Source organism: Enterobacter sp. SCRI0065 (genome assembly GCF_059766475.1).
Map to the genome: position 1 here is coordinate 1 of NZ_JCBAJB010000015.1, position 23,722 is coordinate 23,722.

The window sequence follows — 23,722 nt, forward strand, 5'->3', positions numbered from 1 at the left end:
GTGAGGGTATCGAGCACGCCATTGCGAAAGCCAATCAGACGACGCGATGGGGCGGCCTGCTGGGGAATAATCAGTTTCAGGGTGTCGACCACGGAGGCAATTCTCCCCGACGAGAACGGGGCGCGCAGGCGCTGAAACAGCCCGGCCACGTCGCGTGCAAAGTCCGACGGCGGGATGATTTTCCATGTCCCGGCTTCATAGCGGGACAGGAGCTGGCCGTTGGCGTCCACGGCCAGCGCTTCGCCGTAATGCTCATGCACCCGCATCGCTTTTTCGCTGGTACTCATGGCGGTAAATTCCGCCTCACTCATGGTGTCGAACGGGCTTTGCGCCGGTGGCCGTATGGCACCATAAATCGCTTTGCGCGTCGCGTCTTCCCCCTGCTGCATAAACGCATCATTCCAGTCACCGAACACCGGCGGGAGGGCAATCGTACCTTCACAGGCCTGTGCGGCCGCTGCGGCTTTTGTCTGGCCGTTCCCGTTGAGGTCACGGTCGGCGGCGAGGACAATCTGACAGGCCGGGTGCTGACGCCGGGCAAGGCTCGCCAGAGAAAGAAGATTCACGGACGAGAGCGCCACCATGACGGTTTCGCCGGTCAGGTGATGCACGGTGAGCGCGGTCGCGTAGCCCTCCGCTATCCACAGCCGTTTCCCCGCCTCTTTTTTCCCTTCGATGATATGGCATGCCCCTTTCACCTGACCGCCTTTCAGGGTGCGCTTCAGACCCTCAGCATTAATGAGCTGAACGTTAACCCGCGCGCCGGTCTCGTCCTGCAGCGGCACGACCACATCACCGGCGCGGTACGTCACGCCGCCGGTTTTGTGCGTGGTGGTCAGCGTCAGGCATTCGAGCGCCGGAAAGCCCTTACGGGTCAGGTAGGCGTTGCCGGTGGCCGGGCGGGTTTTCGCCATCAGCGAGACCGCAAGCGTGGCAGCGGCTTTCCGGCTGGCATCGGTTTCAGCCTCAGCGGCGGCGATAAACTCCGGGGCAACCGGCGGCAGGCTGCCGGTCAGGGCGCTCACCTTTCCGGCGGCTTCGGAAGCCGACACACCGAACACCTTTTCGACCAGCTTAAGCCCGTCACCCGCGCCGCACTGGTTGCAGAACCACGTCCCGCGCCCCTCTTTATCATCAAAGCGAAAGCGGTCAGAGCCGCCGCACACCGGGCAGGCCTGATGCCGGTTTTTGATGACCGGCACACCCAGCGCCGGGAGAATGCGCGGCCAGTGGCCGCATGCCTGTTTTACGGTTTCCGTTACGTTCATTTTCATCGTTATTTTCTCCCTCAGTGCACAACCGGCGCGGCGATATGACGGGCGCAGAGTTCATCCATGACGGCCATCCCGAGAAAGGACAGCGACGGCGCGGCTTTCAGTGGTCCGGCTTCCATTAAATCTTCCAGCAGCGCACAGGCAATCTGACGGCCTTTTTCCTCGCCGTGCTGGCGCAGATAAAAACCCTCCAGCTCGGCGGCAATCGCGCTTTCCAGCGTATCGAGCGTGAGCTGCGGATAGCGGTGCTGACGTTCGCACAGGGTCAGCCAGGCACAGGCTACGGCACGACGATACAGGGCAGCACGTAATACAGGCGGTAATGGCTTTTTCATGCGTTAGCCTCCCCGGTCAGCCAGCGCTGATTGCAGCGCTCGACCACGCCGTCGAGCTGGACGGTCATGAGGTACACCACGGAGGTGAGCTGTAAGCGCTGCGCAGGGCTATGGCAAAGGGTGGTGCTGTCCTGCGCCTGCGACAGGTCACTGACGAGCTGGCCGACGTTGCGCAGGTGCTCAAGGCATTCAAGGTCTTTCAGGGTGATCGCGGGATGTTTCATGCGTGCACCTCCGCAATTGGAAGACGGCCAGCAAACGAGAGGACATAATCACGAACGAGAGAACGGCGTGCGGCGTGTTCGTCACCGGCCACGGTGCGGAGCATACAGATACGGGGTTTACGGTCTGCGCGGCGAACAGCGGCAAACACGAAGACAAATTGCGGGTGAGACGAGGCGAGGATCGTAGCCATAAGGGCAACCTCCATAGTTAGCTGGTTACAGCTACCACCGGAGTTCTCACGCAATGGTGGTAGCCCAGACGGGGGTGAGAAACCGGCAACTATGGAAACCGGCCAGCCCGAGGGCTGCCCCGCCTGAGCCACCATAATTTTGTTGAAGCAACGGGCAATAGACCGCTGCCCAAAAAATGGGGGCAAAAAGGCATAGACACAAAAAAAGACGCATGGCGCGTCCGGTGTCGCCACAGTTATACACGGGTTCTCACGCCCGGCTGCCGATTTTGCGACAGCGGGAAAACTATACCTGGAAACGGCGAACGGAAGCAAGCCAGAAAAAGGGGCTTTAAGAAGAACGGCCATCATCATGCGTCGCAGCTCCGGTTACGGTCGGCGATCCGCTCGGCCATCCATGCGGTGATTTCTGACTGCGCCCACGCCACGTTTTTACCGCCAAGCGAGATTTGTTTCGGGAAAGCCTCCCGGCTGATGAGGTCATAAATCGTCGAACGGGACAGGCCGCACAGGTGCATCACTTCGGGCAGGCGAATAAAGCGCTCCTGAACGGCGTCAGAAAACGGCATTGGTGGGGCGACAGGCGCAGAAGACGGGGAAGAAAAAGCGGTGTGCATCGGGCTACCTCATAAAGTCCATACAGTGCCGGTCGTGTCCGTCCGGCCTCGGGTAGCTATCTATTTTGTGAATATTTTCTCTCAGGGCAACAAGTCTTTTTGTACCGATTCGCCGCACAACAAACTGTTAACAAGGGAATGGCAAACAGTGGCAATCAATGACAATCGTTGGCAATTCTTGATAATCCAGAGGCAAATTTATGATTACTATTATTTATATATATTGAGTTGTTTATCGCTAAAAAGTCTAAGTAAAAAGGTCGAAGAAAAACAGGTGGGTGAACAGTGGTGAACAGACGGTGAACAGTCAGGTCCTCAACTGTTCACCACTTAACTCACTGTATTATTTATATTTTTATTTAAGGTGAACAGTGGTGAATAGTTAACAGTAAAAAAACAAACAGAGAGGGTGATTTTCCTGCGACCTTTCTCTGGCAAGCCTGCTTTTGAAAGTCCCTTCTGTGCCATTCCTGCCACAACGGCAATGAGTCGAGTTGTTGTGTGGCGCACGGCAGAATCTCCTCAACTTGACACGAATGAGGAGACACACCATGACCACCACTATCCCGGATTACCTGAAACCGGCATTCCGGAAACTGGACGCGGCCAGAACTGCCCATATTGAAAATGCCCGTCAGATGGATGACACCACCACAGCCATTACCCGAACTGGCGAACAGAAAGCGGAGCTTGAAAAGGAAAACGGCAACGAGGCCAGCGGATGGCGCGCGGCCTTCCGTGCCGGTGGGGCATTGCTGACGGACGAGCTGAAACAGCAGCATCTGGCGCGTGTGGCCTCCCGCGAGCTGGCGCAGGAATGCGACAGACTGGCTGAGGTACTGGCTTATGACAAAGACCGCCTGAAAGGCTCCTGTGATATCACGGCCAGAGAATACCGTCAGGCGCATCACAATGTGCTGAGCGAGTACGCCGGAAAAGAGCTGGATAACGCGCTGCGTGAGACGTGCGGGGCGCTTGTCAGGGCGATGAAACTCAAAATGCTGGCGCTGGGGAACCCGCTTGCGAACACCGTCGGGATTCAGGGCTATGTCGAACCCGATAAAGCGGTCATGCAGGAGGTGAAAACGTGGCTTGAGCGTGCGGTGAAGGACTGTCACATCCGTCTGGCGGATGAGCCGGTGCTGTTTAAAACCGGGCTTTCTGCTGAGACACTGGCGCATATGAATTACGGTGTGGCAGTGACCCCCGGCCAGCGTCAGGCTTTATTTAACAAACTGCGTGAACGTGAAGCTGACCTGAAAGCGCGGGGCACTGCCCGTTCTGTCAGTGCCCGGCGCACACCCGCACCAGCCGCTATCTGTCCGGGACGGTCAAACAGATTTATTACCAGTGCACAAATGTCCTGTGTTCCGCCACGTTTAGAACGGTGGAGTCAGTCGACAAAGTGATACAGCCGCCCTCAGCCACGACAGATGAGGATGACCATTTAATTTGTACTCAGACCAGTAAAACCCGAAAACCACGCCTGTAAAGCATACGGAGACACCTGATGACACCCTTAACTCTTGATCAGGCTTTTGAAGCCTGTCAAAACAATAAAACCGACTGGCTGACCCGCAAACAAGAGCTGGCCGACGCTGAACAGGAATACCGCGAACTTATCGCCACCGGTAATGACAGCCGCACCCGGAGTCTGCAAACCCTGCGCGATATTATCGACGTGAAAAAATGGGAAATTAATCAAGCGGCCGGACGCTATATTCGCTCACATGAGAACGTGCAGCGTATCAGTATCCGTGACCGGCTGAATGATTTTATGCAGGCGCACGGTGCAGAGCTGACCGCCGCGCTTGCGCCTGAATTAATGGGATATAACAGCCAGAATTCCGCCGTCACACGCTGCGCGATGCAGCACTCGGTCGATTACCTGCGCGAAGCGCTTTCGGTGTGGCTAGCCGCCGGTGAAAAAATTAATTATTCCGCGCAGGATAATGACATATTAACGGCTATCGGATTCAGGCCTGACGCGGCTTCACGCGATGATAATCGTGAAAAATACACACCCGCACAAAACCAGAATTACGTGAATAAACGTGCAGAACTGGCCGCGCAGTAGCCCGTCAGAAAATCCCCGTAAATCCCGCCATTTTTCCCGAATTAAGCCATGCATGCGTAAGGTGCATGGCTTTGCATGCGTTTTAACACCTCCGCCACTCTCGCCAGCGCCAGCTCTGGCGCGGCCTGAGACTGTTTATGCACCTGCATTAAAAGCGGCCCCCTAAGCGTGCAGGCGTGGCGGGGAGAGCATTGCGCGCATAAATAAGAAATTAATTTGTTTTATACCAACAGCTTACCGTTGCGATTACACAAGGTAGATTAAATTGCATTCGACTTACAATAATGCCCATAGAGCTCTTGTGACGCTCATTTTTAAGAGGTGGATCCGGGCTTCATCTAAACATAAGATGGTATACTTACTGGTCTATTATGCGCACGGAGCAAAATGAAGTGGCTATAGTTGAATTGCACTTTGATGGTGACATTGCACAAGATCACCAGGTTTCTTTAAGGACTCTTTCAAAAAGCTTAGGACACTTGCAGAGTGCCCTAGATAGAGCATATCTGGATATCAAATATGGTAATCTTTGGAAATATGCAAAGATGCACCATGAATATTACAAAGATGTTGAGATGTTGGTACAGCCTCCCAGGGAAGGCGGATATATTATCGATTTCTTTTCGAAAAAAGAAATTACCAAGAAGGTTGTTGCTAGGGTCTCAAATGCAATAAATAACGCCATAAGCGAAGCACAGCAAGATGGTTTAGAAAATGCTGATACTATCAGTAAAAGTTTAGAAACAAAACGGGCACAAATTTCGGATGATTTAATTGAGCCTCGTGAGTATCAAGAGCTTCTTGAGAGGCCTGACGCTGCTGTTAATCGCCGTTATGGGGATAGAGCGATTGTAAGAGAAATAGATCAAATGTTAGCAGTTATTAGGTCTCAACACTCTGGTGATAGCACTTTAGAAATTTCTTTGACAGCAGATCGCACGCAAGTTTATGAATTTAACAGATCTAAAGCTAATGCTTTTCATAGAGTTGTTACTAGGAAAAAACTGGGAGACCCTGTAATTTATCGTGTGAAGGTATCAGAAATGGATTTGGACTATCTTTCTGCTAAAATGAGGAATACTTTCAATGATGCAGTGAGTACACTCAGATTTGCTTCAAAGGAAGACTTTCAAGAGGTGCTTCCTTATTTTCAAAATGAAGAAGAAATGATTTTTTTAGGCGCACCTTACATTGAATATGGCGCTTTTGACCCATCTTGCGGAGATGTATATTTTATACAGGTGTATTAATGGATGAGTTAGCAAAGAAAGTTCAAGAAAAATATATCGAGGATCTTACTAATAAGTATCCGCTGCATCGGTTTTTGATATTGTTTATTGTTATTTTCTTTATGCTAACTTATCAAACTGGTAATGCTGATATTTACAACATTCTGGATGAAACAAATGTGAAGGAAGTCTTTGATTTTCAAGGGGGGTTGCTGTCAAAATTATCTATGCTCCAGTTGATTCAATGTCTATTGATCTCTTGTTTTTTGAATTATTCGCATAAAAAGATAAACATTTCAATGTTCAACTGGTTGATTTCGTTTTGTGATTTTAACAAATACACATCCGGCATTCATGGTAAATATAAATCCTTAAAACGAAATGATGCATATGATCTTTTCCTCGTCAAAGAGATAGATAAAAAAATAAGTGAAAAAAAATCGCATTTTCGCATTGTTTTGATTAATTCAGAACTTGTCTTTTCTTTTTTGTTTTGTGTGCTTTGGAGTTTTCATGGTTCTTTTGTTAACATCATTTTGGTATTTTCATTATTGATTCTTTGGGCTTATATTCAGTGGGCGTGTTATAAATTTTATATAACTGATTTTTTTCCGCTGTATGTAGCAAAAAAATACTTATTAGATGAGCCGATAATTATTGCAGATGGCTTTCATGATTGAAAGCCATTTTATTTTTTCAAACTTCTAATTTAGTTGTATCCTTCTATCAATAACCCCCACCATGAAAGAAGTTCTCTACGCTGTTCGATGTACAAGGCTCGATTATAGGCTCTTCTTACTTCATCCTTATCAACATGGGATAGGGCAGCCTCAATAACATCGGAATTAAAACCGGCCTCATTTAGAGCTGTACTTGCGATAGAACGTAACCCATGAGCAACCAATTTCCCACCATAACCTATTCGCTTAAGTGCAGCATTGGCCGTTTGACTATTCATAGGCTGTTTTGGATCATTTCGGCTGGGAAAAACATGTTCTCGATGTGCGCTAATAGGTTTCATCACATCCAGAATTTCTAATGCCTGAGAAGATAAAGGTACGATGTGCTCTCGCTTAGCCTTCATTCTTTCGGCTGGTATCGTCCAGAGCTTTGCATCAAGATCGATCTCTGCCCACCGAGCACCGGAAGCCTCAGAAGGGCGCACAAGGGTAAGGAGCTGCAACTCAATTAGACAGCGAGTAGGAACAGACAGATTTGACATAACCAATGTGCGCATCAGTTTCGGCAATTCTTCTGGTCGCAGCGTGAACATGTTTTGCTTCTTCGGTCTCTCAAAAGCCATCCCCACACCTGACGTCGGATTGGCATCAAGCAAGCCTGTATTTACAGCATAAATCATAATTTCGTTAATACGCTGTACCAAACGACGTACTGTCTCCAGTGCACCGCGTGCTTTGATTGGCTCAAGTGCTTCAATGATAGTTCTGGCTTTGATCTCCTGAACCGGTATTTCGCCAATAGCAGGAAACACGTCTTTATCTAAAGAGCGCCAAATGTCTTTTGCATAATCCGGTGTGACACTTTTGCTCTTTAGCTGGAACCAATTGGCGGCAACAGTAGAGAAAATGCTATCCAGCTCTATTTGGCGCTGTTCTGAAACCATTTCTTGTTGCTGCTGTGGGTCAATGCCATGTGCCAATAGGGACAAATGCTGATCGCGTATCTGACGTGCTGCTGCAAGCGTAAGGGAAGGATATGCGCCAAGGCTCAGATTTGTGCGGCTGGCACTGTTTGGTCGCTGGTAGCGAAAACGCCAAAGTTTTTTACCAGAGGTTTTGACGAGTAAGAACAGACCGTCACCATCGTGGAGGGTAAAGTCTTTTTCGCGGGGTTTGGCTTTAAGAATTTCGTTGTTAGTTAGAGGGCGTGTAATGCGCGCCATGTCTGGATCCCTTCCATAATTGGTACACGTTTATTGGACCACAGTATAGCGTGTACCTAAACGTGTACCAATTTTTACTGGATTCAGGCGGATCGTTTCGGACGATTACAGACACAAAAAAGCCCGCAGGGCTTGCGCCATGCGGGCTTTCAGGACTTCTACGGATGACTCTGGAATCATCTTCGAAGGATTTTGGTGGAGCTGGGGGGATTTGAACCCCCGTCCGAAATTTCTACATCCTCGGTACTACATGCTTAGTCAGTCTTTACATTCGCACGCCAGCTGCGGACAGACACGCCACTAACGAACTAGCCTGATTAGTTTTAGCCCTTCAGCCCCAGGCAGGACATCCACGCGATCTCTTTTGGTTTTGACCTCTCTTGATCCCCGTCTTAAGAGCGGAAGCTAGGGAGAGAGGGCTCTTAGCAGGTTATTAAGCTGCTAAAGCGTAGTTTTCGTCGTTTGCGACTATTTTTTTGCGGCTTTTTACGAGGCAAACCGCCCCTCGGCATGCACCTTGGGTTTCGCAAATCCCGTCGAATCCAGAATCAGCCCCAATGTGTCGAACTCAGTATATCAGAACTGGCACCCGTGATGCCAGCCCGGAACGTGAAGTTCTTAAATCGTTGTAATACGAACAAAATCTGTGCAGGAATTAGCGCCCAGCATGTTTCATAATGCGCGCTTTATCGACCTGCCATTCACGATCTTTTAGATCGGAACGTTTATCATGCTGTTTCTTACCTTTCGCAACGCCGATTTTCACTTTACACCAGGCGTTTTTCCAGTACAGCGACAGTGCGACGACGGTGTAACCTTCACGGTTGATACGTCCGAAAAGGGATTCCAGTTCGCGCTGGTTTAGCAGCAGCTTACGGGTGCGCGTCGGGTCACAAACGTAGTGCGACGAGGCAACGGCCAGCGGCGTAAAGTTTGCGCCAAACAGGAAGGCTTCGCCTTCAATCATGATCACATAGCTGTCGCTGATGTTGGCTTTACCCGCACGCAACGATTTAACTTCCCAGCCTTGCAGCGCAAGACCAGCTTCGAATTCTTCTTCAATGAAATATTCATGGCGGGCACGCTTATTGAGCGCAATGGTTGCCGAGCCAGGTTTATGTACTTTTTTCTTCGTCATAAGTGTCGTAAAACCATAGGTAATCTGATTTCAAAAAGTAACCTCATTGCGATTGCGTCCTGTGAGGTCTAACGCGCTATCTTAGCACGAGATGAGGCTTAGCGTTTTTTTAACAAGGGATAAATGTTATTATTTGTCCGTTGTGTGACCATGGAAAATGCTATGCCTCAGATTAGCCGTACTGCGCTTGTCCCCTACAGTGTGGAACAAATGTACCAGTTAGTGAACGATGTGAAGTCCTACCCGCAGTTTATTCCGGGGTGTACCGGTAGCCGAGTGCTGGACGCTGGTCCAAATCAGATGACGGCGGCAGTGGATGTTTCTAAAGCTGGGATCAGCAAAACGTTCACCACCCGTAATACGCTGACCGATAATCAAAGCATTTTGATGCATCTGGTGGATGGCCCGTTCAAAAAGTTGATGGGTGGCTGGAAGTTTACACCGCTGAGCGCTGATGCGTGTCGCATTGAATTCCACCTGGATTTTGAATTTACCAATAAGCTGATTGAGCTGGCGTTCGGTCGGATCTTTAAAGAGTTGGCTTCGAATATGGTTCAGGCGTTCACTGTCCGCGCCAAAGAGGTTTACAGTGTCGCTTAAGATTGCTGTAGAAGTGGCCTACGCGTTGCCGGAAAAGCAGTATTTGCAACGGGTAAAACTTGACGAAGGGGCCACCGTTGAGGAGGCCATCCGTGCATCGGGTTTACTGGAGCTGCGCCGTGATATCGATCTGGATAAAAATAAAGTCGGTATTTACAGTCGCGCTGTAAAACTGGCCGATGTGGTTAAGGATGGCGATCGCGTTGAGATTTATCGCCCGTTGATTGCAGACCCGAAAGCGTTACGTCGGCAGCGTGCAGAGAAAGCAGGCAAGGCGCAGTAGCGTCAGTTATGACATCGCGAGAATACAAAAAAGGTGCTCATTGAGCACCTTTTTACATTTTTAAAACCTTACTCTTTGGTGAGCGCAGGTTTGTTATCGATGTTGGTTAACACGCCGCTGCTGTTAAAGGTCAGGGTCAGCGTTTGCTGAGTGACGCCTTCATGCCCAGGCTGCTGGCGGAACACGTAGAACCAGGTATTGGTACCGAACGGATCGGACATCATCGGCGTTCCCAGTGTGTATGCGACCTGCTGTTGTGTCATACCGACACGAATTTTTGACACATCGTTAGGTGTGAGGTAGTTCCCCTGGTTGATGTCAGGACGGTAAACCACTCGCTCCAGAGTGGAACAACCTGCGGTCAACATCAGAAGAACCGCTGCGACAGCGGTCAGCGTTTTACAGCGCATAGTGATTTGATTCCTTTTCGGGCCCGAGCAATACGCGGCTCATATGTTATATGCCGATGATAATAGACCTTGCCTCACTTTGAAACCGGTCTTACGGCGTTTTTGTTGTTCTGTATGACCCTGAGTTCCCGAAAAAGTTTATGCAGCCAGCAGTTCTTTGGCGTTTGCGAGCGTATTGCGGGTGACTTCGCTGCCACCCAGCAGACGTGCCAGCTCCTGTAAACGAGCACGTTTGTCCAGTGGCTGCATATGGGTTTCCGTCATTTCGCCATCGGTTTCTTTACTGACGAAGAAATGATGATGCCCACAACCGGCAACCTGTGGCAGGTGGGTTACGCACATGACCTGGGTTGACTCGCCCAACTGACGTAACAGTTTGCCAACGACGGCGGCGGTTGGTCCGCTGATGCCCACGTCCACTTCATCAAAGATCAGTGCTGGCGTTTCCATCTTACGCGCGGTGATCACCTGGATGGCCAGAGCAATGCGCGAAAGCTCACCGCCGGATGCCACCTTAGAGATGGCCTGCAAAGGTTGACCAGGGTTGGTGGTCACACGGAATTCGACGCGGTCTGCACCTTCAGCGGTCAGATGATTTGCTTCAAATTTGACGTCGATGGTAAAGACACCGTGCGGCATAGATAACGCGTGCATGCTGTCGGTAATGTGCTGACCCAGTTCCTGAGCGTAATGCTGGCGAATATCATGCAACTGTTTCGCCGTTGTCAGCGCCTGCTGATGGTGAACGCTAACCGCCAGTGACAGCGTCTCCAGCGAGTCGGCCTGATCGTCCAACTGTTGCTGTTCATCCAGCAGTGACTGGTGATAATTCGGCAGTTCTTCTGGCGAGATATGATGTTTACGCGCCAGCGAGATCTGCCGGGAGATACGTTGTTCTAGCTCAAACAGACGATTTGGGTCGAGATCCAGACGCTCGCAGTAATGGCGTAACTCTTCGCCTGCTTCAGAAATTTGGATGGCCGCTTCTTCCAGCATCTCCAGCACGCTGGTAAGTGAGCTATCCAGACTCACAATTTCAGCAATCTGTTGGCGCACGGTATAGAGCTGACTTTGCAGATTGACGTCTTCACCATCGGCCAGCAAATTGAGCGCCTGCTGGCTGGTTGACAACAAATGGCCGCTGTTGGCGAGGCGTTTGTACTCTTCATCAATGAGTTCGAATTCACCCGGCTGCGGGCTGAATTCATTGAGCTCTTTCAACTGGTATTCCAGCAGCTCTGCACGCGCGGTACGCTCATGGCTCTGCTGTTGCCGATGCGCCAGCTCGCGGCAGCTTTGATGCCACAGGCGATAATGCTCTGCCATCAGCTGAGTAAGTGCATACTCACCAGCATAACCATCGAGCAGGTTTTTTTGTTGTTCTGGCTTGATAAGCTGCTGATGAGCGTGTTGCCCGTGAATTTGAATCAGTAGCTGGCCCAGCTCGCGCAGTTGGGAGAGGGGAACCGCAGTGCCGTTGATAAAGCCACGTGAACGACCATCGCTGCTGATGACGCGACGAAGTAAACACTCACGTCCGTCTTCCAGTTGATTTGCTTCGAGCCAGCGCAGAGCGGCTGGCGTGTCTTTCAGGGCGAAACGCGCACAGAGATCGGCGCGAGTAGCGCCTGCGCGAACAATATCGCCTTCTGCACGACCGCCAAGGCACAAGCCGAGCGCATCAATGGCAATAGATTTACCTGCACCGGTTTCACCGGTAATAGCCGTCATCCCGCTCAGGAAGTCGATCTCAAGCTCACGAACAATGGCGAAGTTGCTGATGGTCAGTTGTGCCAGCATAATTGTTTTCCTGTATGAAAAACCATAACTGTGTTTTCATACAGTATAAACTGGTTTTTTATACAGTAAAGCGTTGGATGCAAAATTAGAACAATTTTTTTGACCAGCCAAGCTTTGAACTTAATGTGTTGAAATAGCTGTAATCTTTTGGGTGGATTAAATTCAGGTGATAGTCACATCTGCGGATCAGTACGTCTTCTCCTTCCTGAATCGGCAGAGCAATCTGGCTGTCGCAGCTTATTTCCAGATCGTTACGGCGATGCGAAAAGCGCAAACGAATAGTACTACTACTATTAATAACCAGCGGGCGAGCGGTTAGCGTATGCGGGAACATTGGAACCAGCGTAATGGCGTCGAGCGAGGGTGTCAGAATAGGGCCACCCGCCGAGAGCGAATAGGCAGTTGAACCCGTTGGCGTGGAGATAATCAGGCCGTCCGAGCGTTGGGAAAAGGCAAAGATTTCGTCAATATAGACTTCAAACTCAATCATATGCGCGACTTTGCCCGGATGGAGCACGACTTCATTTATCGCGGTACTGATGCGTTTCTGGCAGTCCTGCTGGCAAACCTGCGCCTCCAGCAAAAAGCGTTTTTCGCTGATATAGTGGCCTTCCAGTACATCGGCAAGCTGTTGCTGCGCGTTGTCTGGATCGAGGTCAGTCAGGAAGCCAAGGTTGCCACGGTTGATACCAATCACTTTGATATCGTAGCGAGCCAGCGTGCGGGCCGCCCCTAGCATATTGCCATCGCCGCCCACGACGACCGCCAGATCGGCCTGTTGTCCGATTTCAGCCAGCGTGCCGGTTTTGACGGTTTTAAGCTTTAGCTCTTGCGCAATTTGTTGTTCGACAATGACGTCATAGCCTTTCGCGCACAGCCAGCGATACAACATTTCATGTGTCGTCAGCGCGGTAGGATGACGCGGATGTCCGACAATCCCAATACACTTGAAATGATTATTCATTTTCTGGAGGTCCTTGTGCCGAATGATGATGACAATGTGCTTTGTTCCCTTGAATCCCGGAAACTGATCCCCATAATAAGCGAAGTTAGCGAGATGAATGCAGAAAAACGCGGAGAAATTCATGAGTAGTAAAGAACAGAAAACGCCTGAGGGGCAAGCCCCGGAAGAAATTATCATGGAACAGCACGAAGAAGTTGAGGCTGTAGAGCCGGACGCTTCTGCTGAGCAGGTGGATCCGCGCGATGAGACGATTGCGAATCTGGAAGCTCAGTTAGCTGAAGCGCAGAATCGTGAGCGCGAAGGCGTGCTGCGTGTCAAAGCGGAAATGGAAAATCTGCGTCGTCGTACCGAGCTGGACGTCGAAAAAGCGCATAAATTCGCACTGGAGAAGTTCGTCAATGAACTGCTGCCGGTGATTGATAGCCTGGATCGTGCGCTGGAAGTGGCGGATAAAGCGAACCCAGACATGGCGGCAATGGTGGAAGGCCTTGAGCTGACCCTGAAGTCGATGCTGGATGTGGTACGTAAGTTTGGCGTAGAAGTGGTTGCTGATACTAACGTTGCGCTTGACCCGAACGTGCATCAGGCGATTGCGATGGTGGAATCCGAAGATGTTCCGGTGGGCAACGTGCTGGCCGTAATGCAAAAAGGATATACGTTGAACGGTCGTACGATTCGCGCTGCGATGGTGACCGTCGCGAAAGCGAAAGCGTAATTTGCCTCCTGTAGCGCCGGGCGGCGTCTTCGCCAGGCCCGGCCTACAGTTATTATTGTTCCGCCACGCTGTCCCGCAGTGGCTTCACGGGTATTACTCTTACCTGCTTAATCATATTGTCCTGGACGTCCAGGATATCAATATCATACTGGCTGATACGCACTCGCGTACCTGAGGCCGGGATCTCTTCTAGCGCTTCCAGAATCATGCCGTTAATCGTGCGCGCTTCATCTTCTGGCATCTGCCAGTTAAAGGCTTTGTTCAGTTCACGCACGTTGGCGCTACCGTCAATCAGCACGGAACCGTCGTTTTGTGGCGTGACCTCTTCGGCAAGCGAAGGTGACATCGAGGTGGTGAAATCCCCGACGATCTCTTCCAGAATATCTTCGACCGTGACCAGCCCCTGAATATCGCCATATTCATCGACAACCAGCCCGACTTTCTTTTTATTTCGCTGAAACTTCACCAGTTGAGTACTGAGCGGGGTGCCTTCGGGGATGTAGTAAATCTCATCAGCGGCGCGCAGCATAAGCTCTTTGGTGAACTCTTTTTTCTCGGTCATCAGACGATAGGCTTCACGCAGGCGCAGCATGCTGATGGTGTCATCCAGCGAATCGCGATACAGCACGATGCGGCCATGCGGGGAGTGCGTTAGCTGGCGAACGATGGATTTCCAGTCGTCGTTGATATCGATACCGACGATTTCATTACGCGGCACCATGATGTCATCAACGCTGACTTTTTCGAGATCGAGCACCGACAGCAGCATGTCCTGATTACGGCGAGAAATTTGCGAGCGCGATTCGTTTACGATGGTGCGCAGCTCATCTTTGCTCAGCGCGCTACTGATGACGACATCGGATTTGATGCCCATCATGCGCATCAGCAAGCGGGTGACGATATTGAGCAGCCAGACTAGCGGCATCATCAATATCAGCAGCGGTGCCAGCAGGAAGCTGCTTGGATAGGCGACTTTCTCTGGATAGAGCGCGGCGATGGTTTTTGGCAGCACTTCTGCGAAGACCAGCACTATGAAGGTCAGCACGCCGGTCGCAATGGCTACACCAGCGTTACCGTACAGGCGCATCCCGACAATCGTGCCTAATGCGGAAGCCAGAATATTGACGAGGTTGTTGCCAATGAGCACCAGGCTAATCAGGCGATCGGGCTTACGCAGCAGTTTTTCGACGCGACGAGCGGCACGGTTGCCTTGCTTAGCGCGATGACGTAACCGATAACGGTTCAGCGTCATCATGCCAGTTTCCGAGCCAGAGAAATAAGCGGAGATGACCACCATGACGAAAAGCGTAACGATCAGCGTGGTGGTAGAGATGTGTTCCAGGGGGAACTCCTTTGTTGCTTAGCTGACAAACTGCTGTATGACTCGGCTACCGAAATAGGCCAGAGTCAGGATACCGGCGCCCGCTACGTTAAACCAGACGACGCGACGACCGCGCCAGCCTTTATGATAATGGCCCCATAACAGGACAATATAGACAAACCACGCGATGATGGAGAGAACCGCTTTATCGATATTCTCCACGTTGAACAGGTTCTGCATGTAAAACAGGCCAGTACACAATGTGAGCGTCAGCAGTACCACGCCAATCTGCGTGATATGAAACATCTTACGTTCGATAACCATCAGCGGCGGCATTTCGTGGTTGAAGACCAGTTTTTTATTTTTGAGCTGGTAGTCAATCCAGGCCAACTGCATTGCGTACAGGGCGGCAATGATCAACGTCGCATAGGAGAACAGCGACAGGCCAATATGAACCATCATTCCCGGCGTGGTCTCCAGGTGCGTAATGAATTCATTTGGGACAAAGGTGGCGAAGGCCAGATTAATCAGCGCGAACGCATAGACAATCGGCAGGAGCAGCCAGCCGCGATTTTTAGAGGCGACGATGGTCATTACCGTACAGATCATCAGGCTGACCAGCGAACCGACGTTTAAAACGCTCAGATTTTGCACGCTGCCGTCGCCTGGGATAATGCGCGATTCGAGGGCGAATGCATGGCTGACCAGTGCGATTACCGCCGACAAAATAGCCATTCGCCGCCAGCCGCTGTTTTTTTGCAGCAGGCCAGGAATAATCAGCGCGAGGCTGAAAGAGTAGGCAACAAGGGCGATCAGTGCGAAAACAGGCATATAGGCGTCGACAGTTGTCTTAATAAGAAAGAGAAGCAGTATAACGTTACGTGACGCGTGCTCCAACCGTTGCATAACAACAAAGACGCCTTCATGTTATACTCCGGCAAAATTCTGTGTATGTGTCGCTGTGGCGGCCCAACGTTTCTACATCAGGCGAGAGACAATGTTTGATAATTTAACCGATCGTTTGTCGCGCTCGCTGCGCAACATCAGCGGACGCGGACGACTTACCGAAGACAATGTTAAAGAGACGCTGCGCGAAGTACGCATGGCGTTACTCGAAGCCGACGTGGCACTGCCGGTCGTGCGTGATTTCATCAACCGCGTTAAAGAAAAAGCGGTTGGTCATGAAGTAAACAAAAGCCTGACGCCGGGTCAAGAGTTCGTCAAAATCGTTCGTCAGGAACTGGTTTCGGCGATGGGCGAAGAAAACCAGGTTCTGAATCTGGCGGCTCAGCCGCCAGCGGTTGTGCTGATGGCGGGTCTGCAAGGTGCAGGTAAAACCACGAGCGTCGGTAAGCTGGGTAAATTCCTGCGCGAGAAGCACAAGAAGAAGGTGCTGGTCGTCTCTGCCGACGTTTATCGCCCGGCGGCGATCAAACAGCTTGAAACCCTGGCACAACAGGTTGAAGTTGATTTCTTCCCATCTGACGTGGGGCAAAAACCAGTCGATATCGTGAATGCGGCGCTGAAAGAAGCGAAGCTCAAATTCTACGACGTGCTGCTGGTGGATACCGCTGGTCGTCTGCACGTTGACGAAGCGATGATGGACGAAATCAAGCAGGTTCATGCCGCGATTAACCCGGTAGAAACGCTGTTTGTTGTCGATGCTATGACGGGTCAGGATGCGGCGAATACCGCTAAGGCGTTTAACGAAGCGCTGCCATTGACCGGCGTGGTGCTGACCAAAGTGGACGGCGATGCCCGCGGCGGTGCGGCGCTGTCTATCCGTCATATTACCGGCAAGCCAATTAAATTCCTCGGCGTCGGTGAAAAGACCGAAGCGCTGGAGCCGTTCCACCCGGACCGTATTGCTTCTCGTATTCTGGGCATGGGCGACGTGCTGTCGCTTATCGAAGATATCGAGAGCAAGGTTGACCGCGCGCAGGCTGAGAAGCTCGCGAGCAAGCTGAAGAAAGGCGACGGCTTTGACCTGACCGACTTCCTTGAGCAACTGCGTCAAATGAAAAACATGGGCGGCATGGCCAGCCTGATGGGTAAATTGCCGGGGATGGGCCAGATCCCAGATAACGTCAAATCCCAGATGGATGACAAAGTGCTGGTGCGTATGGAAGCGATCATTAACTCAATGACGCTGAAGGAACGCGCAAAGCCTGAAATCATCAAGGGCTCCCGTAAACGCCGTATTGCAGCAGGTTGTGGCCTGCAAGTGCAAGATGTTAACCGCCTTCTGAAACAGTTCGACGACATGCAGCGCATGATGAAGAAAATGAAGAAAGGCGGAATGGCGAAGATGATGCGCGGCATGAAAGGGATGATGCCTCCTGGTTTTCCAGGGCGTTAATCGCTTTAGAGATTGCTTTTTGCTCGAAAATGAGTAAAATTTTCGGGCTTTTAATATGACACTGGGCTCCGTTCCTCGATGGGGCCCGGTGTTTTATTCACACAAGAGGATGTTATGGTAACTATTCGTTTAGCACGTCACGGCGCAAAAAAGCGTCCGTTCTACCAGGTTGTTGTTACTGACAGCCGTAATGCACGCAACGGTCGCTTCATTGAGCGCGTTGGTTTCTTCAACCCGCTGGCTAGCGGCGCAGAAGAAGAAACTCGTCTGGATCTGGATCGTGTCGCTCACTGGGTTGGCCTGGGCGCGACTGTTTCCGATCGCGTTGCTACGCTGATCAAAGCAGCAAACAAAGCAGCTTAATCTGTCACGGTGGTCATGATGAGCAATAAAGCACCTGTTGAACCGATCGTATTGGGAAAAATGGGTTCTTGCTACGGTATCCGTGGTTGGCTCAGAGTGTTTTCCTCCACTGAAGACGCTGAAAGCATTTTTGATTACCAGCCCTGGTTAATTCAGAAGGGCGGTAAGTGGGAAACGGTCGAGCTGGAAAGCTGGCGTCACCACAATCAGGACATCGTCATTAAGCTGAAAGGCGTTGATGACCGTGATGCTGCGAATGCACTCACTAATTGTGAAATTATCGTGGATTCGTCGCAGTTGCCTCAGCTTTCAGAGGGCGACTACTACTGGAAAGACCTTATGGGTTGCCAGGTTGTCACCACAGAAGGCTACGGTCTGGGCAAAGTCATCGATATGATGGAAACCGGATCAAATGACGTTCTCGTCATTAAGGCAAACCTGAAAGATGCATTTGGCATCAAGGAGCGGTTGGTTCCGTTCCTCGATGGACAGGTTATCAAGAAAGTCGATCTCACTACTCGGACTATCGAAGTAGATTGGGATCCTGGTTTTTAAATTCTCCGGATAAACGGTAAAAGACGGCGCTATGTGGATTGGCATTATCAGCCTGTTTCCTGAAATGTTCCGCGCGATTACTGATTACGGGGTAACTGGCCGGGCAGTAAAAAATGGCCTGCTGAGCATCGAAAGCTGGAGTCCTCGTGACTTCACGCACGACCGGCACCGTACCGTGGACGAACGTCCTTACGGCGGCGGACCGGGGATGCTAATGATGGTGCAACCTTTACGGGACGCCATCCATACAGCAAAAGCCGCGGCAGGTGAAGGCGCAAAGGTGATTTATCTGTCACCTCAGGGACGCAAGCTTGATCAAGCAGGCGTGAGCGAACTGGCAACGAATCAGAAATTGATTCTGGTGTGTGGTCGCTATGAAGGGATAGATGAGCGCGTAATTCAAACCGAGATTGACGAAGAATGGTCTATCGGCGATTACGTTCTCAGCGGTGGTGAGTTACCGGCAATGACGCTGATTGACTCCGTCGCTCGGTTTATACCGGGCGTACTGGGGCATGAAGCTTCAGCAATAGAAGATTCTTTTGCTGATGGATTGCTGGACTGTCCACACTATACTCGCCCTGAAGTGTTAGAAGGGATGGAAGTACCGGCGGTGTTACTGTCAGGAAACCATGCCGAGATACGTCGCTGGCGCTTGAAGCAGTCGCTGGGCCGAACCTGGCTTAGAAGACCTGAACTTCTGGAAAACCTGGCTCTGACTGAAGAGCAAGCAAAGCTGTTGGCCGAGTTCAAAAAAGAGCACGTGCACCAACAGCATGAACATGATGGGAAGGCGTAAGCCCCCAAATATCAGTTTACCCAGGATAAGAGATTAAATTATGAGCAACATTATTAAGCAAATTGAAGAAGAGCAGATGAAGCAGGACGTACCTTCATTCCGTCCGGGTGATTCCGTGGAAGTGAAAGTATGGGTTGTTGAAGGTTCCAAAAAACGTCTGCAGGCATTCGAGGGCGTGGTTATCGCTATTCGTAACCGCGGTCTGCACTCTGCATTCACTGTTCGTAAAATTTCCAACGGCGAAGGTGTTGAGCGTGTCTTCCAGACTCACTCTCCAGTAGTTGACAGCATTGCTGTTAAACGTCGTGGTGCTGTACGTAAAGCTAAACTGTACTACCTGCGTGAGCGTACTGGTAAGTCTGCTCGTATCAAAGAGCGTCTTGGCTAAGATTCGCTTAAGCGACATCCTGATAAAAGGGCTGGCCGAAAGGCTGGCCCTTTTCTATTTAAATGCGCTCAAGAGGTTAACCTTCTTTTCATAAATCATTTACAATGCGCCTTCGCAATGGAGGGGTAGTGGATAACGTACTGCATCAGTCAGCCTGGAAACGCACAGCGGCCTTGACCGCGCTGTTTGCGATCCTGCTGATCGTGGTGGCTCCGCTTATCTCCATTTCGCTGCAAAAAGACCCCATGACGGGAATGCCCGGTATGCACCACGACATGAGCACAATGTCGATGGATGAGCATCATGGCGAGATGACTTCCCACTCAATGCCCGTCGATCACGCTGAAGCGTGTGGCTACTGCGTTTTGCTGGCGCATGTGCCAGGCCTGATCCTAGCCCTGGTCGTTCTGGTTTGTGCCCTGCTGCAACGACAGCGCATCAAGCCGTTAAAAGAGACGGTAAGCCACTGGCATTTTTCCCCCTGGTTGTATCCTGATACCCGCGCGCCGCCGTATCGTTCTGCTTTTTCCCATTAAAAAATAGAATAACTTCAGCCTTAAAAAGGAAAAGTATGACTACCTGCACTCCGCGCGCGGCATGGGGAAACCTGCTGCGTCGACTCCATTTCTATATTGGGCTGTTTATCGGTCCGTTTATCTTTTTCGCGGCGCTGACCGGCACGTTGTACGTTGCCACGCCGCAGCTTGAAAATTACCTTTATCGCGACGCATTGCGCAGCCTCACTCCAGGTGAGCCTCAGTCACTGGCCGAACAAATTGCTGTCGCGGAAAAGGCCCTCAGTGAGCCATTGCGTTTACAGGCGGTTCGTCCTGGGCTGGTTAGCGGTGAAACGACTCGCGTGATGTTTGCCGACCCAACTCTCGGGCCTTCCGAAAATCGCGCCATTTTTATCGACCCGGTGAATCTTGCGGTGCGTGGTGATTTGACGGTTTACGGCACGAGTGGAATCTTGCCCTTACGTCAGAAAATCGATTATTTGCACAGTTCACTGATGCTGGGTGATTTTGGCCGGCTGTACAGCGAGCTGGCGGCATCGTGGATGTGGATCGCGGCTCTGGGTGGCATTGGGTTGTGGTGCTTTACGCGGCCCAAACGACGCATCAACAATCGATTCCAGAATCGCCGTCGTGTACACGTATCGCTGGGCTGGACGTTGCTGGCTGGAATGCTGATGTTCTCAGCCACCGGGCTGACCTGGTCGCAGTGGGCGGGCGGCAACGTCGATAAACTACGCGCGGAGATGAACTGGCTGACGCCGCAGGTGAACACCATTCTACAAGGGGCCGTAGAGGAGAGCGATCCACATGCTGAGCATCGCGGTCATCATGACGCAATGATGATGCCAGCGATGGAAATGGATTTGACGCTTTTTGACAGCGTTTTACTTGCTGCAAGAAGGGCGGGGATCGATGCCAGCAGGCTTGAGATCCGTCCGGCGAAAATGGCCAATCGGGCGTGGACGGTGACCGAAATTGATCGCAGTTGGCCAACGCAGGTGGATACCGTGGCGGTAGACCCACATTCGATGCAGGTGCTTGACCATACTCGCTTCAATGAATTCCCACTGATGGCGAAGCTGACCCGCTGGGGCGTGGATTTTCACATGGGTATTCTGTTTGGTCTGGTAAATCAGCTGGTACTGATCGTCTTTGGTGTTGGTTTATGCGTAATGATTGTGTGGGGGTATCGGATGTGGTGGATGCGCCGCCCTGCACAGTCTGCGGGTAATCCTGTGCATACGCTCTTTGAGAGCTGGCTGGCGTTACCAATGACTGGGCGGATTGCTACGTTTATCATCAGCCTCATGCTTGGGTTAATGATGCCAGTGATGGGATGCAGTTTGGCACTGTTTGTGCTGCTGGACTGGCTGCGCTGGCGCGCAAACACCGCCTTATCACTGGCTGAATCAACAAAATAATGGCTTAAGGCGTGCTGATCACCACCGCAACGCGGCGGTTTTCAGCCCGCCCTTGCGAAGTACTGTTGCTGGCCACTGGGTATTTTTTTCCTAATCCCTGCGTAGTGAGATTACTGCGTGGGATCCCGGTCCCTTTTGCCCAGGCGTCAGCTACCACGTTGGCACGTTTCAGGGAGAGGGTCTCGTTGTAACCGTCTTCGCCATAGTTGTCGGTGTGACCATCCATACGTGCATGTGTTAAGCCCGTGGTGGCCAGGCGCGTCGCCATGGTTTGGATCTGTTTTTCGCTTTCTGCACGCAGCTGAGATTCATTTTTCCCGAACAGAATTTTATCAGAGAGGCCGAGTGACCAGTCACCGTTCATCTCGTTGAAGCCGTAGGATCTCATCGCTGCGATCTGTTCTGGGGTGAATTTTCCCTGAGGGGGAGCCTGACATCCTGCCAGGATCGTCGAGGCCAATAGGATCGGAGCGAGGTAGCGCCTAAACATAACGTGTTCCTTTTTTTACGATATTATTTTTGAACGGTGGTTTTTCACCAAATACATATTGCGGTCGGCTTGCTCCAATAGCGTCTCGACCGACGTATTTTCCCACGTCAGAGCAAAGCCAATACTGAGTGACATTTTTACTGTGTGCCCGTTGTGAAGATCAAACGGACGGAGAAACTGCTGCGAAAGCGCAGCACAAATCTGTTGAACATCCGATTCTGAATGTACGCCATACAGAACCATTGCGAACTCATCTCCACCCAGGCGGTAAGATTGATGACGTTTTGCCCCGAATTCGACCATCCTGCTTGCCAGCTCAATCAGAACGCAATCTCCCGCGGCGTGTCCCCAGGTATCGTTAACCGATTTGAAATTATCACCGTCGAGGAACAACAGCGCTGAGTTAGTTTGCGCCGAGACGTCGTTCATGAGTGCGGCGATATTGTTGCGAAAGGCTGCTCGGTTAGCCAGGCCGGTAAGGGGATCGTGCATAGCGGTACGCATTAACTGCGCATTTCTGGCCTGAAGTTTTTGCTGCCACTCTTCCATTTCGTCCAGCAGGCTGTTGAAGTCCTGCCCGAAAAGATGAAATTCCTCTATCCGTTCCTCTTCGACACGGCGTGAGAAATTACGATTAGAGCGTACGTCATGGACGACCTCTGTAATATTTTGCAGTGCCGCATCGATTCCATGATGTAACGAGCGGGTGATCGTCAGGGCAACAAAGGAAGCGAGAAGTATTGAGCCTGTCAGTACGGCAAAAGACATCCAGATAAAGTGGCTGATCAGGCTATCGCGAGCGGTGACGCGTACTTCGCCAATGACGCTGTTATTGTGTAAAACAGGCTGAACAACCGGCGTTGGGAAAAGCCAGCGGCTGACTAATGTTCCCAATGTGTCAGGGTTGTTATCGGGATTCCATGACCATCTGGCGAAAAGGTGGCGGTGTTTGTCCAGCACTTGGGCGGCGGCGAACTGACCTTGATTACCCAGCGTCGTCAGGGTTTCGGTTGCGGCGGTTTTGTCGTTGAACACTAACGATGCTTCTATACTGCGGCTCATGGTTGCAGCGGTCAGTTCAAGATTTTTTTGCGCATACTGTTTTAATGTTACTACCGAGGCAATAGACAGCAATAGCCATATCAGCACCATAGCAATAACAATGCTAATCATGCTGATACGCCTTAACGTTCTTTTAAACGTTGGGCGTGAGGTTGAAGAAGATTTCTTATCCATGCTGTTTATTCCGGGCAAGCATTAACACATCCGGATTGACTCTTACACCACTGCGAGACAGTGCATCCAGATTTACGGAAAATCTAACGGTGTTATCATTTATTATCAGGCAGAAAGCGCTACCAATAAGGCACTCGGGGTTTTGTTCTGCAATTAATAGCAACGGGCGACCCTGGTATTCTTTTATTAATGCAAGCTGGTCTTGAGGTGATTCATTGCCAAAATAAATGGCATCACAGGTTGCTGCTAGTGCTTCAGAGGCATCATGCACAATAAGTGGAGTGTAGGGTAAGGATGCTGGACCCTTTACACTCAAGGCTTGCACATAGCGTGAGGACGCAAAGATGCAGAGCTTTGGCTGGTCAGAAAGTGACGGCCAACGTGTATAGCTGACAATACCGGAAACGATAGAACGTACTGATTTATCTGTTTCAGTCAACATCCCCGCCAGAACTGGGACAGTGAAAATGAACAGCGTAAGTGTCAGGCACAGTTGGCACATTGAAATCGAA

General features: G+C 51.0%; 30 protein-coding genes, 1 other RNA gene and 2 pseudogenes. 15 read left to right on the forward strand and 18 right to left on the reverse strand.

Going from position 1 to position 23,722, the window contains the following annotated elements; all coding sequences use genetic code 11:
- The 6 genes from AC6EMZ_RS22105 to AC6EMZ_RS22130 form a co-directional block, all read right to left on the reverse strand.
- On the reverse strand, positions 1 to 1,274 hold a 1,274-nt coding region (locus tag AC6EMZ_RS22105; RefSeq protein ID WP_498404990.1), incomplete at its 3' end, for a primase-helicase zinc-binding domain-containing protein.
- Between the two features lie 14 nt (positions 1,275 to 1,288).
- On the reverse strand, positions 1,289 to 1,609 hold the full coding sequence (locus AC6EMZ_RS22110; RefSeq protein WP_446030502.1) for a DUF5375 domain-containing protein: 321 nt from the start codon (positions 1,607 to 1,609) through the stop codon (positions 1,289 to 1,291).
- Positions 1,606 to 1,833, reverse strand: a complete 228-nt coding sequence (locus AC6EMZ_RS22115) for a hypothetical protein (protein ID WP_449557342.1) — start codon at positions 1,831 to 1,833, stop codon at positions 1,606 to 1,608. The genes AC6EMZ_RS22110 and AC6EMZ_RS22115 overlap by 4 nt, the downstream gene beginning before the upstream one ends.
- Positions 1,830 to 2,378: a host cell division inhibitor Icd-like protein gene (locus AC6EMZ_RS22120; RefSeq protein WP_498404991.1), complete on the reverse strand. Its 549-nt coding sequence runs from the start codon at positions 2,376 to 2,378 to the stop codon at positions 1,830 to 1,832. The genes AC6EMZ_RS22115 and AC6EMZ_RS22120 overlap by 4 nt, the downstream gene beginning before the upstream one ends.
- A complete protein-coding gene (locus tag AC6EMZ_RS22125; RefSeq protein ID WP_063160807.1) occupies positions 2,375 to 2,641 on the reverse strand; it encodes a helix-turn-helix transcriptional regulator in 267 nt (88 codons plus the stop codon). The genes AC6EMZ_RS22120 and AC6EMZ_RS22125 overlap by 4 nt, the downstream gene beginning before the upstream one ends.
- 330 nt (positions 2,642 to 2,971) lie before the next feature.
- Complete coding sequence (locus AC6EMZ_RS22130) at positions 2,972 to 3,151, reverse strand: hypothetical protein (RefSeq protein ID WP_498404992.1); 180 nt, start codon at positions 3,149 to 3,151, stop codon at positions 2,972 to 2,974.
- 26 nt (positions 3,152 to 3,177) lie between these two features.
- Here AC6EMZ_RS22130 and sid point away from each other — a divergent pair.
- From sid to AC6EMZ_RS22145, 3 genes and pseudogenes are all read left to right on the forward strand, one after another.
- Positions 3,178 to 3,912: pseudogene (sid, locus tag AC6EMZ_RS22135) on the forward strand (capsid size-determining scaffold Sid); the annotation flags it as partial.
- Positions 3,906 to 4,133: pseudogene (locus tag AC6EMZ_RS22140) on the forward strand (ogr/Delta-like zinc finger family protein); the annotation flags it as partial. The pseudogenes sid and AC6EMZ_RS22140, both read left to right, overlap by 7 nt.
- A gap of 18 nt (positions 4,134 to 4,151) precedes the next feature.
- Positions 4,152 to 4,718, forward strand: a complete 567-nt coding sequence (locus AC6EMZ_RS22145) for a phage polarity suppression protein (protein ID WP_498404993.1) — start codon at positions 4,152 to 4,154, stop codon at positions 4,716 to 4,718.
- Positions 4,719 to 4,759: 41 nt separating this feature from the next.
- On the opposite strand, the gene AC6EMZ_RS22150 is transcribed toward AC6EMZ_RS22145, so the two are convergent.
- Entirely contained in the window at positions 4,760 to 4,867 is a 108-nt protein-coding gene (locus AC6EMZ_RS22150) for an acetyl xylan esterase (protein WP_498404995.1), read from the reverse strand.
- A 243-nt stretch (positions 4,868 to 5,110) separates the two neighbouring features.
- Here AC6EMZ_RS22150 and AC6EMZ_RS22155 point away from each other — a divergent pair, with 243 nt between their 5' ends.
- Together AC6EMZ_RS22155 and AC6EMZ_RS22160 are read left to right on the forward strand one after the other, a co-directional pair.
- Positions 5,111 to 5,968 carry a hypothetical protein gene (locus AC6EMZ_RS22155; RefSeq protein WP_449567591.1) on the forward strand — a complete coding sequence of 286 codons (858 nt, stop codon included), beginning with the start codon at positions 5,111 to 5,113 and terminating at the stop codon, positions 5,966 to 5,968.
- Entirely contained in the window at positions 5,968 to 6,627 is a 660-nt protein-coding gene (locus tag AC6EMZ_RS22160; protein ID WP_498404997.1) for a hypothetical protein, read from the forward strand. Before AC6EMZ_RS22155 ends, AC6EMZ_RS22160 begins: the two co-directional genes overlap by 1 nt.
- A gap of 29 nt (positions 6,628 to 6,656) precedes the next feature.
- Here AC6EMZ_RS22160 and AC6EMZ_RS22165 read toward each other — a convergent pair whose 3' ends face one another.
- The 3 genes from AC6EMZ_RS22165 to smpB form a co-directional block, all read right to left on the reverse strand.
- Complete coding sequence (locus AC6EMZ_RS22165) at positions 6,657 to 7,850, reverse strand: integrase domain-containing protein (protein ID WP_498404998.1); 1,194 nt, start codon at positions 7,848 to 7,850, stop codon at positions 6,657 to 6,659.
- Positions 7,851 to 8,043: 193 nt separating this feature from the next.
- Positions 8,044 to 8,406, reverse strand: a transfer-messenger RNA (tmRNA) gene (gene ssrA / locus AC6EMZ_RS22170).
- Positions 8,407 to 8,505: 99 nt separating this feature from the next.
- Positions 8,506 to 8,988, reverse strand: coding sequence for an SsrA-binding protein SmpB (gene smpB / locus AC6EMZ_RS22175; protein WP_498404999.1), 483 nt, complete (start codon positions 8,986 to 8,988; stop codon positions 8,506 to 8,508).
- Positions 8,989 to 9,150: 162 nt separating this feature from the next.
- Here smpB and AC6EMZ_RS22180 point away from each other — a divergent pair, with 162 nt between their 5' ends.
- Both AC6EMZ_RS22180 and AC6EMZ_RS22185 read left to right on the forward strand, forming a co-directional pair.
- Positions 9,151 to 9,588: a type II toxin-antitoxin system RatA family toxin gene (locus tag AC6EMZ_RS22180; RefSeq protein ID WP_498405000.1), complete on the forward strand. Its 438-nt coding sequence runs from the start codon at positions 9,151 to 9,153 to the stop codon at positions 9,586 to 9,588.
- Positions 9,578 to 9,871: an RnfH family protein gene (locus AC6EMZ_RS22185; protein ID WP_498405001.1), complete on the forward strand. Its 294-nt coding sequence runs from the start codon at positions 9,578 to 9,580 to the stop codon at positions 9,869 to 9,871. The genes AC6EMZ_RS22180 and AC6EMZ_RS22185 overlap by 11 nt, the downstream gene beginning before the upstream one ends.
- Positions 9,872 to 9,939: 68 nt before the next feature.
- On the opposite strand, the gene bamE is transcribed toward AC6EMZ_RS22185, so the two are convergent.
- The 3 genes from bamE to nadK form a co-directional block, all read right to left on the reverse strand.
- A complete protein-coding gene (gene bamE / locus AC6EMZ_RS22190) occupies positions 9,940 to 10,281 on the reverse strand; it encodes an outer membrane protein assembly factor BamE (RefSeq protein WP_498405002.1) in 342 nt (113 codons plus the stop codon).
- 138 nt (positions 10,282 to 10,419) lie between these two features.
- Positions 10,420 to 12,081, reverse strand: coding sequence for a DNA repair protein RecN (gene recN, locus AC6EMZ_RS22195; protein ID WP_498405003.1), 1,662 nt, complete (start codon positions 12,079 to 12,081; stop codon positions 10,420 to 10,422).
- Positions 12,082 to 12,166: 85 nt separating this feature from the next.
- Positions 12,167 to 13,045 carry an NAD(+) kinase gene (nadK, locus tag AC6EMZ_RS22200; RefSeq protein WP_498405004.1) on the reverse strand — a complete coding sequence of 293 codons (879 nt, stop codon included), beginning with the start codon at positions 13,043 to 13,045 and terminating at the stop codon, positions 12,167 to 12,169.
- A gap of 121 nt (positions 13,046 to 13,166) precedes the next feature.
- Here nadK and grpE point away from each other — a divergent pair, with 121 nt between their 5' ends.
- Complete coding sequence (gene grpE, locus AC6EMZ_RS22205; RefSeq protein WP_498405005.1) at positions 13,167 to 13,760, forward strand: nucleotide exchange factor GrpE; 594 nt, start codon at positions 13,167 to 13,169, stop codon at positions 13,758 to 13,760.
- A gap of 52 nt (positions 13,761 to 13,812) precedes the next feature.
- Here grpE and AC6EMZ_RS22210 read toward each other — a convergent pair whose 3' ends face one another.
- A complete protein-coding gene (locus AC6EMZ_RS22210) occupies positions 13,813 to 15,102 on the reverse strand; it encodes an HlyC/CorC family transporter (protein ID WP_498405027.1) in 1,290 nt (429 codons plus the stop codon).
- Between the two features lie 18 nt (positions 15,103 to 15,120).
- A complete protein-coding gene (locus AC6EMZ_RS22215) occupies positions 15,121 to 15,912 on the reverse strand; it encodes a cytochrome C assembly family protein (RefSeq protein ID WP_498405006.1) in 792 nt (263 codons plus the stop codon).
- 166 nt (positions 15,913 to 16,078) lie between these two features.
- Here AC6EMZ_RS22215 and ffh point away from each other — a divergent pair, with 166 nt between their 5' ends.
- From ffh to AC6EMZ_RS22250, 7 genes are all read left to right on the forward strand, one after another.
- A complete protein-coding gene (ffh, locus tag AC6EMZ_RS22220; RefSeq protein WP_498405007.1) occupies positions 16,079 to 17,440 on the forward strand; it encodes a signal recognition particle protein in 1,362 nt (453 codons plus the stop codon).
- A gap of 114 nt (positions 17,441 to 17,554) precedes the next feature.
- A complete protein-coding gene (gene rpsP, locus AC6EMZ_RS22225; protein WP_154161811.1) occupies positions 17,555 to 17,803 on the forward strand; it encodes a 30S ribosomal protein S16 in 249 nt (82 codons plus the stop codon).
- 15 nt (positions 17,804 to 17,818) lie between these two features.
- The gene (gene rimM, locus AC6EMZ_RS22230; protein ID WP_498405008.1) at positions 17,819 to 18,358 is read left to right on the forward strand and encodes a ribosome maturation factor RimM; all 540 of its coding nucleotides are present in this window, start codon (positions 17,819 to 17,821) and stop codon (positions 18,356 to 18,358) included.
- 31 nt (positions 18,359 to 18,389) lie between these two features.
- Entirely contained in the window at positions 18,390 to 19,157 is a 768-nt protein-coding gene (trmD, locus tag AC6EMZ_RS22235) for a tRNA (guanosine(37)-N1)-methyltransferase TrmD (protein WP_498405009.1), read from the forward strand.
- 40 nt (positions 19,158 to 19,197) lie between these two features.
- Positions 19,198 to 19,545, forward strand: a complete 348-nt coding sequence (gene rplS / locus AC6EMZ_RS22240) for a 50S ribosomal protein L19 (protein ID WP_498405010.1) — start codon at positions 19,198 to 19,200, stop codon at positions 19,543 to 19,545.
- A gap of 128 nt (positions 19,546 to 19,673) precedes the next feature.
- Entirely contained in the window at positions 19,674 to 20,081 is a 408-nt protein-coding gene (locus AC6EMZ_RS22245; protein WP_498405011.1) for a DUF2946 domain-containing protein, read from the forward strand.
- 35 nt (positions 20,082 to 20,116) lie between these two features.
- Positions 20,117 to 21,484, forward strand: a complete 1,368-nt coding sequence (locus AC6EMZ_RS22250; RefSeq protein WP_498405013.1) for a PepSY-associated TM helix domain-containing protein — start codon at positions 20,117 to 20,119, stop codon at positions 21,482 to 21,484.
- A gap of 4 nt (positions 21,485 to 21,488) precedes the next feature.
- On the opposite strand, the gene AC6EMZ_RS22255 is transcribed toward AC6EMZ_RS22250, so the two are convergent.
- The 3 genes from AC6EMZ_RS22255 to yfiR are packed head-to-tail and all read right to left on the reverse strand — an operon-like array spanning position 21,489 to position 23,712.
- Positions 21,489 to 21,974 carry an OmpA family protein gene (locus AC6EMZ_RS22255; protein ID WP_498405014.1) on the reverse strand — a complete coding sequence of 162 codons (486 nt, stop codon included), beginning with the start codon at positions 21,972 to 21,974 and terminating at the stop codon, positions 21,489 to 21,491.
- 15 nt (positions 21,975 to 21,989) lie between these two features.
- On the reverse strand, positions 21,990 to 23,210 hold the full coding sequence (gene dgcN / locus AC6EMZ_RS22260) for a diguanylate cyclase DgcN/YfiN (RefSeq protein WP_498405015.1): 1,221 nt from the start codon (positions 23,208 to 23,210) through the stop codon (positions 21,990 to 21,992).
- Positions 23,203 to 23,712 carry a regulatory sequestration protein YfiR gene (gene yfiR / locus AC6EMZ_RS22265; protein ID WP_498405028.1) on the reverse strand — a complete coding sequence of 170 codons (510 nt, stop codon included), beginning with the start codon at positions 23,710 to 23,712 and terminating at the stop codon, positions 23,203 to 23,205. The genes dgcN and yfiR overlap by 8 nt, the downstream gene beginning before the upstream one ends.
- Positions 23,713 to 23,722: the final 10 nt, after the last annotated feature.